At 41.7% G+C, this 16,342-nt stretch carries 10 protein-coding genes; 3 read left to right on the top strand and 7 right to left on the bottom strand.

Features of this window, described 5'->3' with window-relative positions; translation table 11 throughout:
• Positions 1-2 precede the first annotated feature (2 nt).
• Both D2U88_RS02840 and D2U88_RS02835 read left to right on the top strand, forming a co-directional pair.
• Positions 3-1,391 (top strand): RagB/SusD family nutrient uptake outer membrane protein, encoded by a 1,389-nt coding sequence (locus tag D2U88_RS02840; protein WP_119638794.1) that lies wholly within the window; start codon positions 3-5, stop codon positions 1,389-1,391.
• Positions 1,381-4,074 carry a S9 family peptidase gene (locus D2U88_RS02835; RefSeq protein WP_119638793.1) on the top strand — a complete coding sequence of 898 codons (2,694 nt, stop codon included), beginning with the start codon at positions 1,381-1,383 and terminating at the stop codon, positions 4,072-4,074. Before D2U88_RS02840 ends, D2U88_RS02835 begins: the two co-directional genes overlap by 11 nt.
• Before the next feature lie 76 nt (positions 4,075-4,150).
• Here D2U88_RS02835 and D2U88_RS02830 read toward each other — a convergent pair whose 3' ends face one another.
• Positions 4,151-4,423, bottom strand: a complete 273-nt coding sequence (locus D2U88_RS02830) for a DUF6520 family protein (protein ID WP_119638792.1) — start codon at positions 4,421-4,423, stop codon at positions 4,151-4,153.
• Positions 4,424-4,433: 10 nt separating this feature from the next.
• Complete coding sequence (locus D2U88_RS19465) at positions 4,434-6,149, bottom strand: MauE/DoxX family redox-associated membrane protein (protein ID WP_182859087.1); 1,716 nt, start codon at positions 6,147-6,149, stop codon at positions 4,434-4,436.
• Positions 6,150-6,985: 836 nt separating this feature from the next.
• Here D2U88_RS19465 and D2U88_RS02820 point away from each other — a divergent pair.
• A complete protein-coding gene (locus D2U88_RS02820; protein WP_119638791.1) occupies positions 6,986-8,248 on the top strand; it encodes a site-specific integrase in 1,263 nt (420 codons plus the stop codon).
• Between the two features lie 48 nt (positions 8,249-8,296).
• On the opposite strand, the gene D2U88_RS02815 is transcribed toward D2U88_RS02820, so the two are convergent.
• The 5 genes from D2U88_RS02815 to istA all read right to left on the bottom strand — a co-directional run bounded on the left by D2U88_RS02815 (position 8,297) and on the right by istA (position 16,188).
• A complete protein-coding gene (locus tag D2U88_RS02815; RefSeq protein ID WP_119638790.1) occupies positions 8,297-9,406 on the bottom strand; it encodes a Fic family protein in 1,110 nt (369 codons plus the stop codon).
• A gap of 195 nt (positions 9,407-9,601) precedes the next feature.
• A complete protein-coding gene (locus tag D2U88_RS02810; RefSeq protein WP_119638789.1) occupies positions 9,602-10,345 on the bottom strand; it encodes a hypothetical protein in 744 nt (247 codons plus the stop codon).
• Positions 10,335-13,844, bottom strand: a complete 3,510-nt coding sequence (locus tag D2U88_RS02805; protein ID WP_220473475.1) for a DEAD/DEAH box helicase — start codon at positions 13,842-13,844, stop codon at positions 10,335-10,337. The genes D2U88_RS02810 and D2U88_RS02805 overlap by 11 nt, the downstream gene beginning before the upstream one ends.
• A 37-nt stretch (positions 13,845-13,881) precedes the next feature.
• Positions 13,882-14,619: an IS21-like element helper ATPase IstB gene (gene istB, locus D2U88_RS02800; protein ID WP_116186018.1), complete on the bottom strand. Its 738-nt coding sequence runs from the start codon at positions 14,617-14,619 to the stop codon at positions 13,882-13,884.
• Positions 14,620-14,643: 24 nt separating this feature from the next.
• Positions 14,644-16,188 (bottom strand): IS21 family transposase, encoded by a 1,545-nt coding sequence (gene istA, locus D2U88_RS02795; protein WP_119638271.1) that lies wholly within the window; start codon positions 16,186-16,188, stop codon positions 14,644-14,646.
• Positions 16,189-16,342: the final 154 nt, after the last annotated feature.

Genomic DNA, 16,342 nt, shown 5'->3' with positions numbered 1-16,342 from the left:
AGATGAAAATAAAACGAACAATATATCACCTTTATCTTTTGGTGTGGTCATTGCTGATATCGGGCTGCACGGATTTTGTGGAAACGGACCTGCCACCCTCCCAATTGACGGATGGGGCCGTATTTACCGATAGGGCCACGGCCACGGCAGCCTTGGCGAACATTTACGCAGGACTGCGAAGTCAGACCTTGATCACTGGCGGTTCCCGGGGCATTGGAAATCTTTTGGGACATTACGCGGATGAGCTGGATCATTATGGTGACGGCATTGGAACCATCTACAATTTTAATATCCATTCCGTATTGGCCACGGAACCGGAGCTGGCTACGTTATGGAACAATAGTTACAACCTTATCTATGCCTGTAATTCCATTTTGGAAGGCTTGGAAGATAACACTGCGCTTACCGAATTGGATAGGGAACAACTACAGGGAGAAGCCCTTTTTCTGAGGGGTTTTATCCATTTTTACCTGTCCCAACTTTTCGGGGACATACCCTACGTGACCAGAACGGACTATCGTGAGAATGCCCAGATCAGTAAATTGGGAAGTTCCGAGATTTACGAACTATTGGTGTCGGATCTGGAAAGGGCCATCGATCTGCTCCCTGAATCTTATGTGACGCCGGATAGGGTCAGGGTGAACCGATATGCGGCCGTGGGCTTTTTGGCCAGGGCGGCCCTATATTCTGGTGATTGGGACACGGCACTGACCCTTTCAGATGATGTACTGGACAAGACAGATCTTTATTTATGGGAGGAAGACCTGGACGAGGTTTTTTTGAAAGGGAGCAAGGGAACCTTATGGCAGTTGAAACCAGTATCGTCCGAAGGAAATACCCTGGAGGCCCAGACCTATATATTTGAATCGGGACCCCCTATCAACCAAGGTGCCCTTACCCGATCCTTTATGGACGGGTTCGCTCCCGGAGACCAACGGGTCGTTCATTGGACCAGGGGCATAACGAATGGTACCACGGTTTGGTACCATCCCTACAAGTACAAGGCCAATGCACCTACTGGAAGCTCCGTGGAGCACTCGGTGGTATTGCGATTGGGGGAACTTTATTTGATCAGGGCAGAGGCCAGGATGCAATTGGGAGATTTTGATGGGGCCATAGCGGACCTGAACAAGATCCGTGGCCGTGCAGGCCTTTCGGATCTGGAAAGTCTCGACAGGATGGGTGTGGAGGCTGCCCTTGTTCAGGAAAGAAGATATGAGCTCTTTACGGAGTTCGGCCATCGTTGGTTCGATCTGAAACGCTTTCAAAAAGCAGGGGAGGTACTTGGACCGTTAAAACCGAACTGGCAGGAGTACCATCTGCTGTTCCCCATACCACAATCCGAGCTTTTGGCCAACCCGAACCTAAACCCCCAGAACGATGGTTATTAGAACAGATCAAAACAAGGGAATATTGACTCTTATTCCAGGAAACGGAGAAAGGGAACCAAAGGTAAACCGAGAGGTTTTGTTTTCATTTATTTTATTGATGTTAGCCACCTGCCCCTTATGGGGGCAGGTAACCTCGAAAAAGTCCCTGACCCCAAAGGACTACCATCGGTGGAGCACCCTTTTCCTGCACCAAATTTCCGATAATGGCCAATGGGTCTCCTACACAAAGCAGTACGATTATGGGCAGGATACCCTTTTTATCCAATCTACGGAAGGAGATACCCAGTATGTCCATCCGGGCGGGGGACAATTGGAATTCACGGCCGATGGCGATAAAGCGGTCATATCCAAGGAAGGGTCATTGCGATTACAGAATCTCGGCAATGGGGATGTAAAGGACATTGGCCCCATATTGGGCCATGAAATGGTATTGAATGGTACGGGGCTCCTGATAAAAAAAATGGGAGCAGAAAAAAGCGGATATGATCTTGAATTCAGGTCCCTGAAAACGGAAAGGACATTTGATCTAAAGGAAGTGGATTCCCATCTTATTTCCCCTAAGGGAGACAAGCTCCTTTATATCACAAGGGAAAAAGGGACATATGCACTTCAACTTTTGGATTTGGGACCCGGTGAATGGGAACCCGTTGAATTACGGGAATCCAGATTTCCCTTCCAACGATTGGTGTGGGGTCCTTCCGGCAACAGTATCGCTTTCCTTCAGAAGGATGGTGAAACCAAAGATGGCCTGGGACTTTATTTCCATATCATTGGTTCCTCAATGAATTGGTTCCGGTTGGATGGAGAGGGTTCTTTTGATAAATGGGGATTAAAAGTGGCCGATTACCGTTTGTTGGTCGCCCCCGACGATTCCAAGGTTTTATTTGGACTGGAGCCCCAAAAAGGTTCCTTGGACTCCAAAGGACCAACCGATGGCGAAATGGTGGAACTCTGGCACGCCCAGGATCCATTGATTTATCCCCGAAGGCAGCTATTGGGCCTGTTCCCTGATGAGGTTCGTGTTTGGGCATGGTGGCCCAAGACCCAAAAAACGCTGCAACTGTCCACATCAGGGCATCCCTATGCGATTCCCACCCCAAAGTTTGATCATGCCCTGATATATAATCCGTGGGACAATGAGCCTCAATTCAAGCGGGATGCCGATAAGGACTTTTACCTAAAGGAACTGGCCACGGGAAAACAGCGTCTGTTGCAAGAAAAGCTGCCCTATTGGGGCAAGTATGTGGGCATGTCGGAGGACGGGAGCTACCTCAAGTATTTCAAGAACGGGGATTGGTGGGTGTACCATGTTAAAAAGGGAGTCCATGTCAACCTCACCGAAAACCTGAAATCGGAATGGTCTTTTTTGGACTATGGGCGGGAGGAGGATGAAGTGCCCTACGGCAGTCCCGGATGGGACAAGAAAGGGAACATGATTTTGGTCTATGACCGATATGACATTTGGCAGATTTCGCCTGATGGCAAACGACACAAACGGCTGACCAAGGGAAAGGAAAAAAGCATACAATATCGGATTTATAGGGACGCCGCCCTGGAACTTGGCACCACACATTATTTTTCCAACTTTATGGATGGTAACTTTGATGGCAGTAGGGGTTTGGTCTTGAAAGGATCGGGGGACGACCTAGGTTCCGGTTATTTTTTTTGGAACAAGAAAAAGGGCCTGCAGACCTTGGTTTACAAACCAAAGCGGATATATGGATTGAAAAAGGCAAAGGATACCCACGATTATATTTATCTGGAAGAAACTTTTGAAGAGCCGACCCGACTGGTTCACTTAAAAATGGGCCAAGACCCCAAGATCTTGGTTGACCCCAATACCTTTCAATCGGACTATGAATGGGGCAGGTCTTCATTGATCGGTTATAAGAACAAGGAGGGTGAAGAAATTGAAGGGGTATTGGTGTATCCTTCGGGTTATGAACCAGGGAAAAGATACCCCATGATGGTGCACATCTATGAGGAGCAACAGTATAGATTGAATGAGGCAGTGCCCCCATCGGAGTATCAAATAATGAATACTTCGGCCCTTGCCTCCAATGGGTATTTGGTGCTCTACCCGGATATCCGGTACGAGATCGGCAAGCCTGGGGAGAGTGCGTTGGATTGTGTGGTCTCTGCTGTCAATAAGGTGGTTGATATGGGTCTGGCCGACCCTGAAAGGATTGGATTGTATGGGGCATCCTTCGGTGGTTTTGAGACCACCTATATCATTTCCCAAACGGACATTTTTGCAACAGCTATTGCGGGGGTTGCGATTACCGATCTGGTCAGTAGTTACCTTTCCATTGGCAAGGCATGGGGTCTTGGGGAGGCTTGGCGGTACGAGCACCATCAATTACGAATGGGCAATAGTTTTGTGGGAAATTTTCAAGGTTTTATCGAGAACTCACCGGTTTACCAAGCTCATTCCATCAATACGCCATTGCTGGGATGGGTCGGGAAGGATGATCGCAATGTACATTGGACACAGAGCGTGGAACTCTATTTGGCATTAAGGCGTTTGAAAAAGGACCATGTGCTTTTGGTCTATCCCGGGGAAAAACATGCTATCCGGAACATGGAAAAGCGAAAAGATCTCAGTGGTCGCATCAATGCATGGATAGGCCATTATCTAAAGGACCAACCAAAAAAGGAATGGATGCTCAAAGAAGAGCCATAAAATGCTTGAAAAAAAGGGGAGCACCGATTTCCCGGTGCTCCCCTACTGCACAGCCAAATTACCAGATCATAGCTATTTAATCCCTATAGAGATCAATACTACAACTGGTCAGATCGCCATCATTTGCCAACCCAAAGGCATCTTGGTCACCGTAAGTACAAATGTTGTCCTTCACATCCGTATCACATTGGATCGGAGTGCTTTGACAAGGTTGTCCAGGCCCCATAGGGATATATGCATCCACTAGGGCGGAACTGCTTTCAGTCTTTACCTGTGTGGCAAAGGCGGCCGCCACGGCAAAAACGATTGCTATAGCGGGCATGATTGTTTTTAAAAGATTTTTTCTCATAATAATAAATTTAAAAATTAAGACCCATGCTTTTGTTCAGCTCCAACAACAAGGTGATAGGCCTTGTACCTTGAGGTGGGGCATCCGGATATCTTTGTCCGGCACTTTGGGTTGCCTGCCCGAGCTGTGCCGGTTTTTGGCGCGAATCCTGCATTATTGCAAGTGTATCTTTTTGGGCATTTGCCCTTATGGTATCAAAAGGCGGCCCTTGCAGTTTATAGGTGACCAAGGTCCGGTCAAAGATCCCTATGAAATTTCCCTCGGCGACCAAAAAATCCTTAAGGGGTTCTTTCCGTATATGGTGCACATAAAAACTGAGGACATAGCTTGAATCCATCAAATTGTAAACGTCTATGACCGAGGCCCTTTTCCACATAAATTCGGATTCGTTCCTGCCCAGGAGATTTCCTTGGACAAAGAGAAGGCCATTGCTGACCGCGGCCCTTTTGTTGACGATCAAGGGAGGGGCCGCCATTTTTCGTTGATTGCTCTTTTGAAGCGTGGCCACCTTTATCTGGGGAAAACTGATGGTATCGATGGTCCGACCATAGTGTGTTCTTTGTAATAGGGTATCGGCCAAAATGATCTTGTTATGATAATAATGGACATATACCACTTGGTTCGATATCGGGTCGTGCAACAATACCCCATCGGTATCAAAGACGCCGTCCACCTGTTTTTGTAGGAGGTCGGGCTTCAACGACAATGGGATGCTGTCCCCCAACCGGACCAGTCCAAGTTCATTTTCGTTGTTTTGGGTACTGCGTGCCCGTATGGCAAAAGTGTTGGGGGACAGTGGTATTGCCAATGAAAAATAGGCTTTGCCCCTTAATATGGGATTAGCGGTCCATGTATCGGTACTGCCCCTGAATATAATGGGTACCGTCCCGTCCATGAAATAGAAATAGGGAGGGTATACAACGGTCTTGATGGATCGAAAACCTATGTTTTCATGGGGGATCTTCATTTGGATGTGTAGCGTATCCCTTAAAGTGGTATCACTGACCACCATATGGAGCGGGGAAGTGGGATTGGCCAAAAATATCCTGCCCTGGCCAGCTCCGGCCAAATAATAGGAATTGAAGCCCAGATCCAGTTCATGGGTGCGTTTTATGGGGTGGTGGGGATAACGTCGGGTGAAATTGTTCCGATGGTGGACCATATTCTCGCTCCATAGAAATAGGCCCGTCACCAGGGACATACTTCCCAAGGCAAGTGCCACTATGATTACAAGCGGTTTGCCCATCAATTTTTTTGGTTCCGAAGGATTGTTCCGCTGTTGGCCTTTGTTTCTCCTGTAGCTGCCCTTTGGGTCCAATAGAAGGATGCCGATCAGTGCCAAAAGCACAAAAAGGAGATTGAAGACCAAATGTTCGGTCCATCCCAAATCCTCCAGAACACCACCACAGGAGCAGGGGATGAAGTCGGTAAAATTCAGGATGATGACAATATAGGTGGTAAACATGACCATAAGGAAAAAGGCAGCATTCAGCCCCCAAAACCGCAGCCGGGTAACAAAAAGCATTCCGGCCACGATGAGTTCTGAAAGGGGAACCGTCCAGGCCACCCAATCCGCATGTGCGGTAAGAAGGGGGGACTGGGCCAATTGAATGCGAAAACTTTCAAAATCCAACAGTTTGCTGACAGCGGCATAAGCAAAAAGGATGATGTACAACAGACATATGACCTCCACAATAATCCTTCTATGTTTTACGATCCATTTCATTTTATTTGTAACCGTTTGATTTACAATGATAAAATTAAAGAGGTTTATGGATCTGTAAGGGATTACTTTGTATCCGAGAAGGATTATTTGTTGACTGAGAGGGAGTATTTTCGCTTTTTTTCTTAAAAAAATGTGAAAATCTTTGTGCTTCTACATCAGCAATTAGAAATGTGACCCTTTTTATTATACTTTTTTTCCAGGAAATTTATTCCTTGACTTACATTCCCAAATTTTTGGGGTATCTACAAAAGGACTAATCGACTTATTTTAAAGAGCGGCTTGATAATAATAATTTTTTTGTAGAAAACCTGTCCTAAAGATCGGGGTATCTACAGATAAAGGTTTGGTTTTTTGAATTTGAAACTTTCAACTCAAAATGAAATTAATCAAACCGTGGATAACAAAATAAAAAAACCGATGAAGTCAATATATCCAAGTATCCCCAAAGCCCTTTAATTGAACGCTATAACCAGATATTTTACTGATTTTCTCCTTTTGAGTACATTGAAAATTAGTTTATCCACCGATTTAATACCAATTGAAAATTAACTAAAACTACTGTTCGAGCTACACACACATAGAGAGCAGCGATAGGTGAAAATTAACTTTGAAAAGGAAGTTAGAGGATTTTTACCATACAGGAATCGTACAGTTATTAAACCAAAAAATCCTAACTAGTTATTAAGTAACTAATTAGGATTTTGGTAAGCGGTCTGGACGGGATGCTGCCCTACATTTTTAACATATCATTAACATACAGTATTTTACTGATAATCAATTATTTAATTGAATATTGATTTTTATTTTACATCATAAAACACTACTTTTCATGAAAAATGCAGCACGAATGCAGCACGCAAATGTATAATTACAATTTTTATATTTCAGAATTACCAAACAAAAATGGCACCCATAGTATCAAATTAAGATACTATGAAAATCGTCATGTAAGAATCCAAATCGATACGGGAATTGAAATTGCCATGAAGTATTGGAACAAGGATAAATCGTTCCTTAAAAAATCAAAGGAAGTGGGTTCTGAATTTGTCCAACTTACCCAAATGGACAGCTTGGCCAATCAAATTGTTTCCAGCTATCGAAATCAGGGCAGGCCACTTTCAAAAAAGATGTTCAAGAAACAATTTGAAGAAGGTGAACCGTCCATCAATTCAAAACCTGTCCAAGACTTTTTTACTGAATTTGACCATTATCTAGAAAGTAAAAAGAGCAAGGTGGTCAAAGATGTTATCAAGGATTACAATTCACTTAGAAAGCATTTGGAGGGTTTCCAGGAATTTTCGGGAATCATCATCGATTTCAATGCCTTTGATTATCATTTCTATCAAGAATGGACGGATTACCTAGCGTACCATGCTCCATTAAAGAATGGGGGTGTCGGAATGAAGAACAACACCATAGGCAAGTTGGTTAAAAACTTAAAGGCTTTCTTAAACGACCGTATGCGAAGAAACCGTATAAAGCTCATAGATCTTTCGGCATTCAAGGTAGTCCAAGAAGAAGTGGATCACATCTATTTGTCCGATGATGAAATTCAGGCTATTGCAGCCGTAGATTGTAAAGCCGATGAAGAATTGAGGAAAGTAAAAGACTTCTTTGTAATTGGGTGTTTGACAGGGCTTCGGTTTTCTGATATTTCAAGGATTCGACCTGAGTATTTGGATGATAATGGGTTTTTGAATATCCGACAAAAGAAGACTTCTGGCCGAATTGTAGTGCCACTTCGTTCCCAAGTCAAGAGCATTTTGAGAAAATATGATGGATATGCCCCTGATATTGATTCATTCACTTTCAACAGGCGCATAAAGGAACTTGGGGATTCGGCCAAACTTCACCAAAAAGTAGAAATTGAACATAAACGGGGAACAATTAAAGAAGCCCAACTTTTGGAGAAATATAAATTGATAAGTTCCCATACCTGTAGGCGTTCTTTTTGCACCAATGCTTACCTAAATGGTATTGATGTGCAACTCATCATGAAAATTTCAGGCCATAAATCAGAAAAGGCTTTCCGCCGTTATCTCAAAATTTCAAACTATGAGGCCGCACAAAAATTGAAAGAGGCCTGGGGAATTTCATAAAACGAAAACGTGTATGATTGTCAAATAAAATTAAACTTCGTTTTTGAACTATAGGTTTAGTGAGTACCGGGTGCTTTTGAGTTCACCAGATTTGACTAATATGGATTTGTTGACCAAATCCTTTAAATCACGTGTGGCCGTTGATGCAGATGTTTGGGCTATACGAATATAATTGTCCGCACTAAGCCCTCCTTTAAATCCCTTATATCCTGCTTTGAACATACGTTGGACTACTTTTAGCTGGCGTTCGTTCATCAAACGGGAGTATTGATCAAAGAACCTGGCTTTTTGAATCAAAAAGTCAATGGTTTTGATGGTGTGTTGTTGTGCTGCAAGTATAGTTTCCCCAAAGTATAGTAGGAATTCAGTAAGGTCTAGTTTGAAATTATGGGCTTCGATGGAAGAATAGTATTCTTTTTTATTGGACTCGATGGTCTGTGATAGGGATATAAGTGCTGGTCTGCCCAAATCCATGGAAATCGATTTTTCTGAAATCCCTCTAGCAATACGTCCATTTCCGCCTTCAAAGGGGTGGATGGCCAAAAAGTAAAAATGTGCCAATCCTGACTTGGCCAATGGAAGCATTTTGGATTTGTTTGTCGTGTGGGTTTCGTTGAACCAACGAACATAAGCTTCCATTTCATTCGTCATTTGTGATGAGGGAGGTGCCTCATAATGTACCGTCGGTTTGTCGAGGCGTCCTGAAACAACTTGCATTGGATCTTCATGGGTACGATATCTTCCAATATCCACTAAATCCCTTCTGCCATTGGAGAGCATCTGATGCCACTCAAAAAGTTGTTCATGGGTCAATGGTACTGCATATGTACGATATAGATTGACCATCATTTCAGATATTCCATATTCAGCTTGGGGAAGTTTCTTTCTTTCCGTTTCAAGTCCTAAGTTTTTTTTGATGGATTCCTGAATACTCCCACGGTCAAGATATTCCCCTTCAATTGCCGATGTAGTAAGAGCTTCATCCGACAAAACTTCAATTAAAAGCTCATTTTTGTCTTCCTCATCAATATGTTTAATGGAGCCTAGAGCTACTCCACTAGTTTGGACAAACTGATATTCTAGGTGCTCCAAAGCTGCCTCATCATATCTGAAATTAGGCCAGTCCTTTTGTTGCCAGTTCCATTTAAAAGCTGTCATGAGCTAAATAATTAATTTTTATAGCTCAAAAATAGTAAAAGTATGAGCTATAAATTAATTTTTTATAGCCCAAAAGATGTAAATGGAAGAGATGGTTACTGAAAACTACTAAAAGCGGATTAATTGAACTGCTCACTTTCATCCGGCCGTGGTATACATTGACCGCCCTATCCACTTAATTGTAAATCTTGGCAATCACATAAGTAACTTAAATAAAATACCAAGACTTAATACAATCCCTATACCAACTGCAATAATTGTATTTCGACTTTTTGTTTTAATGTGGTCTTCCAAATTCTCAAAGCCTTGATTAATTTTTGAGACTGTTTCTCCCAATTCCTTTCTAACAGAATTATTTAGCTCATCCAGTTTTGCTTGGTTATTCTGAATCCCTATATTAATTGCACTTACTGTATTATCAAGTTTGTCCAATCTATTCGGAAAATCAACACTTCCAATTATCGTTGTCAATTGTTCCACTTTACTTACAAAAGAATTATAAAAATCCAGTTGTTCGTTAATCTTTTGATTCTGATTTTGATAAACCTCGGTTGTTGAGTTTATTGTGTTATTTAAAGATGTTATCAACTCATCAATTAAGGATTTGGTGGATAACATCAAGTTTTTTTGGTTCAATTCGTTGGATTCAGACTGCTTTTTGATAAAGCTACTTGATATATCTTTTAGTTCTTCAGAAAAAGTAGCTTGTTTGGTTTTTATCTCCGCAACTGTATTCGCGAGCAATTCCAACTTAGATTGATAATCATCCCCTAAGCCCGACAAATATTCGCTATAATTATTATTTAGAACTTCAAAACCTTTTACAACATTATTACCTATAGCGATAACTTCTTCTATTTGTTGTTTTGCCGATTTGAGACTGTTCAATTCCTTTTCCAAATCAAATAGAGCCGAATAGAGTTCTTTATTATCTGTCATAACCTTTTAAATATCTATCATTAAATTTAGCTAGCCAATCTTTATGAAAGTCAACATATAATAAATGGATGAATTCATCCATCACCAACAACACTTCATCTTTATTATTGGCAAACTGTAAAGTTTGTTCTTTGAATAAAAGAATGTTATTGATCAAATCTTGAAATTGCATTTCTGGAAAATGCCTTCTGAATGACTTAAACCCTTCTATAAATCCGTCTTTTGTTTCCTTATACAAAACTTCATTAGTGCCAAAGCCCAAGACAAACAGCGTAAATGATTTTAAAACCAATAAAGCACCATTTTCAGGATTTGTCCTTAGTAATCTCAAACAAGCTCCCCTCAAATGTTTAACATTGTCCTTTTCGGAACCATCATCAATTTTTATTGCTTCAATATACTTCCAAACATTATCAAAACTAAAATCCTTAGCGTCATTTGTATCAACCGTCAAGGAATATTCCTCACCATTAATTGTATAGTCTTTTTTTGCATACTTGGAATTGAAATACATAAAAATGAAATCCTTTAATTCTTCATTTCCATCTTTTTGCAGTCCTATTCTGCAAGCAAAAATCATATCATCAATCGCTCTTAGGCGTTTTCGTTCAATTTCTCGATATATAAAATCGGTCAAGAAACCTAAGCATTTCTGAATTTCAGTATTGCCCCGATACTCTGAAACTTTTTGAATTTCTTGATTTGCCCGAATTTCAGAGTAGTAACGTTTTATGTAATTAAATAGGCGGTTTTTATATTCTCCTTCTGCTTTCTTAACAACTTTAAGTGTATACGTTTTCTTGTTATAATCTACTGTATAGTCGTCAATAACCCCTATGGATAAAAGACGAAACAGAGCTTTGTCGGTGTCTGCTTTTGTTCTAGGACTATAAAATATCACCAAGGCTTTATTTAAAACCTGATCATCAAGGTCATTGATTTGTAAATCGGGCCTTTTATCAGCAAGGTTGCCAATGAATTCCATATAATCAGGACATAAACAATCTTCGACATTCTGTTGGTTAATCCGCTCGCTTATTGATGACTGAAGTTTTGCCGTTAATTCTCGAATATAAATTTTCTTATCAGCATATTTGTTATTGAAATGAATTTCAATTTCTGGGTTGACAACATCACCAGTTTCAATATTTTCCAATTTTTTCTCAATACCATCTTCAAATTCCGTGGCAATTGCTTGGTTAAGCCAATTGATAAGTAGTGTAGTATCTTCGTAGCTGACAAAGGAAGCTTTTATAATGACAACTAAAGAATTTAATATTTGTTCCGCAACATTTCTTTCAAAAACTGAAAAGTGAAAGCTATAGCGGAAATTATTAAGATTAATTCCTCCTATTTTCTGGCGAAAACCTGCATTAACATTTAACCAATTATTATTTAAGGACAAATAAACTTCATCCAATCCAGTAACTTCTTCAAGTTGTTCCGATAGACTTTTAATCTGATTAGAATTCGGAAAACTTATACGGTTAAGAAGTTCATATATAACAACCTTTTCCTTTTCTTCACCCTTGAAAGAGTTATCATGGAAGTATTTTAAATTGTCCCTATCAACATTGATTATTCCAATATGTTCCTTAAAAACTTCTTCATCAAATAAGTTGTTGAGTCCTACCTCATTTAAAATAATCCGCAAATCATCTTCAAGAAAACGTTCACCCTTAAACAAAGACAATTTTTTATAAACGTCCTCTGTGAAATGGTCCTTTATTCCTTTATAAAAATCGGAATTGAAATAGTATATAAGTTGCTGATTGAATATAATCGAACTTAATGCTATTTTTCTGTCACGACCAGCCCTGCCAGCTTCCTGAACGAAACTTTCTATTGAACTTGGAAAATTAAAGTGTATGGTAAACCGAACATTTGGCTTGTCAATACCCATTCCAAAAGCCTTAGTAGCAACCATGATATTTTGCTCACTGTTAATGAACTTTGATTGGTTTGAGAAAGATGAAGCTTCAATTTCCTTACCAGTTTTATCATCTTCATCAGAACTTCCCATGAAGATTCCCACCGCATACTTTGAATTTGATTTTTGAATAGTATCGGCAATGCCTTTTCTTTTTGAGAGCGTCAATCTAACTTTATTGCCATTATCATCTAAAATGAAATCGCCAAAATCATGAATTATATTACCCTCATCATCATATACCTTTTGATCGTAGGTGTCAAATTTGAATTGGTCGGTTACTCCCTGATACCATGTTCTATGTGGTACAAATACAATACCCCCATTTTCAAAAAACGATGACTCATCAATATCTTGTTGCTCGTAGAAAGAATCTGGATTAAATTCCGAAATTGCAATATCTGCCAAACGCAATTGAGAATCATCGAAAACTCTTTTCTTAGCTAAAGCAATTAGCTCATCACTTTGATTATTATAAAACTCAATTTGTTTTGGAATCTCGGTTAATAGCTCAACTATTCTAGCTTGTTTGTCTTCAGCAATTTTATTCTTAATAGCCCCCTCAATTGGAGAAACAGAAAATGTCAATTTATTTCCACTAGGCAGTTTTTTTGTGATTGGGTCCTTTTTGTCAAAATCCGATTTTACTTCAATGACTTGATACTGAAGCTCGTTTCGGTTCGTGTTTTCAAAGCGAACAATTGCTTCTGCGTCCAACTCCATTTGTCCATCTCCTGAAAGTTCTCTTTCAACATCGGAAAGAACATCGAATGAAGCTGTAGCAGTGAGACCAAACAAGGGGACTAACTGGTTTGGGTAATTTTTAGTCTTACAGTGTTCCAGGGCATTTTTCCCCAGACTTAAATATGATGTTCTAAAATCATGACCCCATTCTGAAACGCAATGAACTTCATCAATAACACAATAACTAAAATAGACTGAATTATCATGCATGGATTGAAGAGTTGTTCTAAAACTATCTATTTGCAACCTTTCAGGAGAAATAAAAGAGAATAAAATATTGCTTTTGGTTAATTTATCAATTTCAACTTCTCTTTCAAACCTATCCAGTTTTGAATTGATGAAATTACAGCAATCAATTCCATTTTTAACCAAACTATCAAACTGGTCCTGCATCAAAGATTTAATAGGATCAATGACCATGGTAACCCCAGGTTGAAGAATGGAGGCCAATTGATATGTTAATGATTTACCCCCTCCTGTTGGAAGTAAACCAATTACACTTTTTCCCTGTATTGCTCTATTAAGGATAGGTAATTGACCTTCTCTAAAACTTTTTTTCCTAAAAATATTTTGAAGGAAAAACGTAAGGTTTTCTTGTACCTCTTTATTTGGAATATATTCCTCGTTGTCCCCCCTTATCGTGGCTTGAATGTATTTAATTGAGTCTGAAGTGTATATTTTTCTTCGCGATTCAATAAAGTGTGATGATCTAATTTTAACAAAATCACTTGTATAACTTATCGGTTTTTCAATTGCGGAACGTGTTAAAACTGGATAAGCCGGGTAAACTGACCCACCTTCGCCGGATGAAACTGACCATGGCAAATGGACTGCCCAGATTTGATCTATCCTTGGGTTAAACTTAGTTTTTATTTTTCAATTTTCTTCTCATTGATTCTCCTTTTATATCTATTCTGTGGGCTGTATGCACCAAACGGTCGAGGATGGCATCGGCCAGTGTTTTCTCCCCGATAATGTCGTGCCACTTTGATACGGGCAATTGTGATGCTATTATAGTGGATTTTTTGCCGTGCCTGTCCTCGATGATCTCCATAAGTGCATGCCTATTGATGTTGTCCAATGGTTTAAGGCCGAAGTCATCCAAGATGAGCAAGTCCTGTTTTTCAAGTTTGTTTATCTGTTTTGGATAGGAACCGTCTGCCTTTGATGTCTTGAGCAGGGTAAAGAGCTTCGCAGTATTGAAGTACATCGTTTTTGACCCCATGGAACAGGCCTGGTGGCCGATGGCCGATGCCAGGTAACTTTTGCCCACGCCGGTACTACCGGTAATAAGTATGTTCTCCCTTTTTTGGATGAACCCGCAGGAACCGAGCCGCCGGACCAGGTTCTTGTCCAGTTGGCGCGACGGTCGGTAGTCTATAGCTTCCATGACGGCCGTATACCTGAACCTTGCGGACTTGGTCAATCGCTCTATCCTACGGTTGTGACGGTCGTCCCATTCGCTCTGGACGAGATAGGCGATCAGTTCATCGTTGGTGTAACCGGTGGACGGACCGCCGGTTTCCATTGTTGTGGTGAAGGCCCTGTGCATTCCATAGAGCCTCATTTCTTTCATCGATTGCATTGTTTTTTCGTTCATATGTTCTGTTTTTAAGTATTGTTCCTATTCGTAGTATTTTCCTCCCCTTATGTTGTTGTGCTCGGGCATTTCCATGTCCCCGTCGATACCTTCATCGATCTGGTCCCACCCCTTTTTCAGGATGCGCTCGACCATATTGTAATTGTACGCACCATATTCCGCGGCACGCCTACAGGCACCGTCAAGACGTTCCCTTCCGTACTTTTTGGCAAGGTGGAGCACGCCCAGACAGGACTTATAGGATTGTTCCGGGTGTTGCTTCTTCTCCAGGATGGCAATGATGTACCCTTTACAGTGTCCGCCGATATCGCTTGCCCAATCGATGAACTTTTCACTGCTCCACTCGCTTATGAAACGATGGTGCGAGGGCATATGGTCGGCCAAGGTGGTATAGCCGTATTTCTTCCTGTTCCTTGTATGTACGGCGAACCTTTCGTGCTTATGGTAGATCTCGACGATACTGTCGGTATAGACCAGCTTGACCTGTTTGCCTATATGCCTGTAGGGCACGCTGTAATAATGCTTGTCCTTCCCAAAATAAACATGGCTGTTCTTGTGTACGGTGGCCTGGGCATAGCGTTTTACCTCATAGCGTTTCGCCGGTAACGGCATCAGTTCGTCCTTCTCGATCTCCATAAAAAGCGAACACCTGGAATATTCCCTTCCCCTGAACGACATTGCGTTGTGTTTTTCCAACAGTTCCCTTATCGCGATGTTGATATCGGTCATGCTATGGAAGACCTGGTTCCGTAAAGGGGCGAACACCCTGGTGTAGATTATCTTCACGGCGTTCTCCACTATGGCCTTGTCCCTTGGCCTATAGGTACGTGTGGGCAGTACTGCCGTTTCGTAGTGTTCGGCAAAGTCGGCGAACACCTCGTTGACCTTGGGCTCGTAACGGCTGCTCTTGGTAACCGCCGACTTAAGGTTGTCCGGCACCAAGGCCTTTGGTACGCCGCCGTAGAACCATAGTGCGTTCTCGGTGCAGCGGATGAAGTCCTCCAGTTTTTGGCTTGCACAGGCCTCTACATAAGTGTATTGGCTGCTACCGAGTATACACACGAACACCTCCAGTTCCTTCAGTTCACCGGTGTCCCTGTCAACAATATGGAGTTTCTTTCCCGTGAAGTCTATAAAGAGCTTGTCGCCGGCCTTGTGCTCCATGTGCATTACCGGAGAGGTCTCCTTGCGCCATTCGGCGTACCAATACTTGAACTGTGAGAGCTTGAAGCCATCGGGGTGCTTGGCATAATATTCTTCCCATAACAATTGTCTGGTCACCCCGGTCTTGCGAAGCTCTTTGTCAAAATAGGGAAAGTACTGCCTTAAGGTCAGCAAACGTTGGCTCTTGCGCTTTTGCCCGTCCTTAAAAAGGTTGTGGAGTTCCTCTAGGGTCATCTTCTCCACTTCGTAGGCGGTAAAACGGTACCGCCTGAAGAATTCGATGTACTTCCTGACCGTGACACGGGATATGCCCAATTGTTGGCTTATCCCACGCTTGCTCGTACCGGAGGTGTACAGTTTGTAAATCAGTTTTGTTTTTCGCATGTCTATCTGCTTGTTCGCCATGGTGCTTTTTAACAAAAAAAGCACTTAGACTTTTTACAGATAGATCTAATCTAAAGGTGGGTCACTTTGGCCCGGCGGGGGTGGGTCACTTTCGTCCGGCCAGCTATGGTCACTTTAACCCGGCGAGGGTGGTATACTATGTCCGGCGTTTCCA

Origin of the sequence: Flagellimonas aequoris, from assembly GCF_003584165.1 — a bacterium.
Classification (GTDB): Bacteria; Bacteroidota; Bacteroidia; order Flavobacteriales; family Flavobacteriaceae; genus Flagellimonas; species Flagellimonas aequoris.
Note: the sequence above shows the minus strand (reverse complement) of the source record. Positions and strands in the feature narration are given on the sequence as shown.